General features: G+C 56.7%; 5 protein-coding genes and 1 pseudogene. All 6 read right to left on the minus strand.

Translation table 11 applies throughout. From position 1 onward, the window contains the following. Positions 1–674, minus strand: a 674-nt coding sequence (locus tag AC2VLY_RS05820) for a tetratricopeptide repeat protein (RefSeq protein WP_486921924.1), incomplete at its 3' end; no start/stop codon positions are given. A 19-nt stretch (positions 675–693) separates the two neighbouring features. Continuing rightward, the gene (locus AC2VLY_RS05825) at positions 694–1,305 is read right to left on the minus strand and encodes a tetratricopeptide repeat protein (RefSeq protein ID WP_193650146.1); all 612 of its coding nucleotides are present in this window, start codon (positions 1,303–1,305) and stop codon (positions 694–696) included. A 98-nt stretch (positions 1,306–1,403) separates the two neighbouring features. Further along, positions 1,404–1,931 (minus strand): hypothetical protein, encoded by a 528-nt coding sequence (locus AC2VLY_RS05830; RefSeq protein WP_010638514.1) that lies wholly within the window; start codon positions 1,929–1,931, stop codon positions 1,404–1,406. A gap of 86 nt (positions 1,932–2,017) precedes the next feature. Further along, positions 2,018–2,575, minus strand: coding sequence for a hypothetical protein (locus AC2VLY_RS05835; RefSeq protein WP_486921925.1), 558 nt, complete (start codon positions 2,573–2,575; stop codon positions 2,018–2,020). Between the two features lie 45 nt (positions 2,576–2,620). After that, positions 2,621–3,823, minus strand: a complete 1,203-nt coding sequence (locus AC2VLY_RS05840; protein WP_486892646.1) for a hypothetical protein — start codon at positions 3,821–3,823, stop codon at positions 2,621–2,623. Between the two features lie 4 nt (positions 3,824–3,827). Then, a pseudogene (locus tag AC2VLY_RS05845) lies at positions 3,828–4,403 on the minus strand (efflux RND transporter permease subunit); the annotation flags it as partial.

The following is a 4,403-nucleotide window of genomic DNA, read 5'->3' on the forward strand; positions in this document are numbered from 1 at the left end:
CCATAAGCGTTGCCCGCCTGGTGATAGTGACCGGTCATGTACAACACATTACCCATTTCGCCATAGGCAGCAGGGGAGTCAGGCGCTTCCTGAATCAAATGATGATAATCCGCAATAGCACCGGCATAGTCGTGATGCCAGAAAGCCCCGCGCGCCTGCATGAGCAACTTGGTCTGATCGGCGGTCAACGGTTTGGTATTTTGGGTGATGGCCGCAATGCTGGGGGCACTGGTGACATGCAGGACTTTTTGCGCGGGTTTAGCTGCAGCTACCTGGGTATGATCGGGCTGATTGGCGGTGATGGCCCAAATAAACAGAATCACAATGATGACCAGCAAGATCAAAATGATCAGTGGGTATCCCCAAAAGCGACTCAAAAATCCCTCTTTTTGCGCAGGAGGGGGAGGGGGCGGAGAGTAACTGCTATAACTGGAACTTGACGCCGCAGCGGCAGCGGCTGCTGCAGCCGCTGCTGATGCATCTGTATCGGTACCCGAATGGGTCTCTGAATGAGTATAGTGCTGCTGTTCTGGTTCATGCTGGCTTTGCGTAACCTGGTGGTATTCGGTATCCGTGTCACTATGCAAGTTGGCTTCTGATTCCGGCATGGATTCTTTGCCGCTGGTCGGGGCATCTTCTGAATGTAACTGCGGTTCTTCTCGGATGTCACTCATAATTCATTACTCCTTATGGTTAACGTGCCAGTGCCTGGCGGATGATGGTGGCCTGATTCGGGTCCAGAGAACTGATCAGGGGTAATAATGCTGCGGCAGAAGGATATTGATGCGTTGCAATTAGCGTTCGGGCAGCACCGGAATAGGCCTTGCCAGCAGATAAAGGATGACCAGTCTGGTAATAAATGTTGCCTAATTCGCCATACAGTTGCGGTACTTCAGGCAGTTGATCGATTAATGCCTGATAATCGGCAATGGCGGCTTTAACATCATGTTCCCAAAACGCCCGTCGTGCAGCCATCAGCAGAGCATACTGAGACTCGGTAAGGTTTTTCGGAAAAAGGATTTTAACGTGCGGGGTAACCGGGGTTGCTTGCTGTACAGCCACGCCCGGCTGTAGTTTTGGTGTGGTGGCCGTGATCGGCACTGTTGCAGGATGGGCTACCGGAGTGGGTTTGCTTTCCTGTTTTTCCCACCAATGGTGCATTGCCTGCCATTTTTGCACCGTGTATTGCCGGGTCGTCTGCCAGTCATGACGCCAGAGTTGCGGATCCTGTATGGCAGCAATCACTACCAGCACAATGATCACCAGAATGATAAACCCAATGATTCTACCCAAAATTCGTTTCATGGCTGGCCTCTATTTGGCACATGTGCTTTTGATTTCAAAAAAATATTTGAACCCTGCTGGCATCGCGGTGCATCTGCAGCCCGCAGGATTTTTGTCCATCACGGATACCCGTAACCGGGACGGTAGGGTCCGGGTGGCGGGGCATATTGCTGGCTGTTGTTGGCGTATTGCGGTGGTGCTGAAGGAGCGATGTAAGCATTATTATCGGCATTGTTATAATTGCCGTATGCAGGATATCCCGATTCCGCAGGTGGGTAGGCATTTTCAGGGGCGTAATCCCGGTATCCGTAACCATTGTAGGCTCCGCCACCATAACCACCTCCGTAGTACCCGTTGTATGGCTGGCTGTAACCACCCCAGCGACCACTACTGAATTGCATGGGGCCGCCGTGCGGTCCATTAAAACTCATGCTGCCCATGTTCCAGGGTCCACTGCTGCCCGTAAAGGGACCTCCATAACCACTGAAAGGGCCGCTGTCGCTGTAAAATGGGCTACTGTAACCACTCCAGGGCATGTCATTCCAGGGTGCCCATCCCCAGGCAAAAGCAGGCGAAGCTGTCAGTAAACCCGCACATCCGAGTGTCGCTGCCAAAGCGGCTATTTTTCCAAAATATTTCACATTCATTACATCTGCTCCTTGATCATTTTGCGCCACAAGCCTTGCAGTTGGCGCCACTGCAATGTCACTCCCCAAACTTGGGAATTATGGTGTTACCAGGTACTCCAGGGGCTCATGGGACCCATTGGCGACATGGGGTTCATGGAGGACATCGGACTCCAGGGCATGCCACCACCCCAAGGCATACCGCCTCCACCGCCCCAAGGCATACCACCACCCCAAGGCATACCGCCTCCACCGCCCCAAGGCATACCACCGCCCCAAGGCATACCGCCACCACCACCCCAAGGCATGCCACCGCCCCAGGGCATACCACCACCCCAGGGCATCGCATCTCCGGACCAGGGGCGTCCGTAGCCGCCAAAGGGGCTGCCATTGAAATTCATGGGACCCCAATGGGGAAAAGTCATACGGAAACTCCCCATACTCCAGGGACCACTATTACCGTGCCAAGGACCTCCATAACCAGACCACGGCCCCGAATCCCCTTGCATGGGACCGGAATAACCGCTCCAGGGCATACGGTTTTGCCAGCCGGACCAAGGCATTTCGCCTCCCCATGGCCCCCAGGCATAAGCAGCAACAGGTACGGAAAGTGTTCCCATTGCGGCAGAGAGAATGGCTACCTTTACCCATTTTGCTTTTTGCATTGCGTTCTCCTTTTTTCAGGCGGACCTATATCCCGATATTTCCGTTTATGGATAACCATAACCAGGCTGCGGGCCATAAGACTGAGGTGGCCGGGCTTCGGGAGGGGGTCCATAGGGTGATGGCCCGTAGGCTGGTGCTCCATAATCTGGCCCAGCATATTGTTGGCCGTATTGAGGCGGGCGGGCGTAAGGATTAGGCCCGTAAGGTGATGGTCCGAAAGCTGGTGCACCATAACCGGGTCTGGGCGCATTTTGCCAAGGCATGCTGGGGCCTTGCCAGGGCATGGGGTCCATGGGGCCAAAGTTTGGGCGGCCATAAGGGGATTCACCATTGGGCCCTTGCGGGTAAGCCCCGTTCGGAAAAGCACGACCATTCATGGGGTTACCAGGTGCGCCATATTGTGGGCCGTACTGTGGTGGCTGGGCATAAGGGTTGGGCCCATAGGGAGTTGGTCTTCCGTAGGCCGGTGCGCCATAGCCGGGCCTGGGTGTGTTTTGCCAGGGCATGTTGGGGCCTTGCCAGGGCATGGGTCCCATAGGGCCAAAGTTTGGTCGGCCGTAAGAGGGCGCACCATAACCGGGTCTCGGCGCGTTTTGCCAGGGCATGTTGGGGCCCCGGTAGGGCATGGACTCCATGGGGCCAGCATTCGGCCCGCCATAAGCTGGTCCTGGGGTATATTGGGGTGCGTATCCTTGCTGGGGGGCATATCCCTGTGGTGGCATCGCCATCGGGAAAGAAGCAGGAGGCGCAGTATCCAGGGCACCTTCGTGCGGCCCATTGGGGTAGGGGCCCGGAGGTGGGGGAACCCAGTCTGCTACTTCGTTGAATGTGGCTGTGGGCATGGCAGCTTCATGGTTGCTCCAGCCTGGAGCGGGTGGCGTGCTCTGGGGGGCTTGTTGTTCTGCGCTGTTCCATGCGCTGTCTGCATTTTCAGTTGGTGCAGGCCAGCCGTTGGTCTCGTAGGGATAGCTGGATGTATGGTGCGGTGCATATCCATGCCACTCGGCATAGGTGGAGTCTGCTGGCATTGGCGCTGGCAGTGCTTGATCTGGACGGATCTCCGGCCAGCCGGAAGATGTTGCGCTATTGGCCATGCCAGGACCTGGCATTCCCGAATATGGGCTGGAGTAGGGCGTGTCCACGGACGCCAGGGCCTGGGCTTGCATGCCCAGTGCCGTACAGACCGCCACCCCCAGCCAGAACAGGCGCTTGTGGCTACGGGGTGAAAGGGTTGTGTGGCTTGTCATGGGATTAATCCTCCTTTTTCGGTTTGGAACCGGATGACCGTAAATGAATGCCACGCGCTTTGGCGCGGGGTGAAAGTTGCACAGGTGTTTCAGCGGTTGTGGTTGCTACGGGGTTGCTCTGCCTGCTGACCGGACTGTTGGCCGATCCACTGGCACTTTCCGAAGTTGAAGCGTGAGGATTCGCTGGTCCTTGCGATGATCCATCCGGTCCCTGAGGGGGACTCACGGGCCCAGAAGGCGACTGCGGACCCGGCGCTTCGGGTTTGTTGTGGGCGGCCGGGCGCTTCATCAGCCAGGCCCAGAGTTGACCGAGCAAAGCCAGCAGGATTTTGGTAATGGCCCGGAAAAAGGCGCGAATATCCTGTCCGATCATTTCCAGGGTCATGGTCAGGGGACCAGCATCTTTGGGTGGCGTATCCTGAACCAGTGCTGCAGATTGAATATCGCTTCGCGCCAGACTATCCCGGGGAGACAGGGAGACCTGCATGCTGGCGGGCGCAAACGGGAAGGGGGGTGGATTGTTCGACTGCTTGTCACCCAGATCCATCCCCGCCGGACAGAAGGCAGCACGACCGCTGAC

This window comes from Acidithiobacillus sp. TH-A36 (genome assembly GCF_057473445.1).

What these genes read in the sequence shown, in the direction of transcription:
- AC2VLY_RS05825 (WP_193650146.1), bottom strand. Translation starts at nt 1,305, where the DNA reads ATGAAACGAATTTTGGGTAGAATCATTGGGTTTATCATTCTGGTGATC.
- AC2VLY_RS05830 (WP_010638514.1), bottom strand. Translation starts at nt 1,931, where the DNA reads ATGAATGTGAAATATTTTGGAAAAATAGCCGCTTTGGCAGCGACACTC.
- AC2VLY_RS05835 (WP_486921925.1), bottom strand. Translation starts at nt 2,575, where the DNA reads ATGCAAAAAGCAAAATGGGTAAAGGTAGCCATTCTCTCTGCCGCAATG.
- AC2VLY_RS05840 (WP_486892646.1), bottom strand. Translation starts at nt 3,823, where the DNA reads ATGACAAGCCACACAACCCTTTCACCCCGTAGCCACAAGCGCCTGTTC.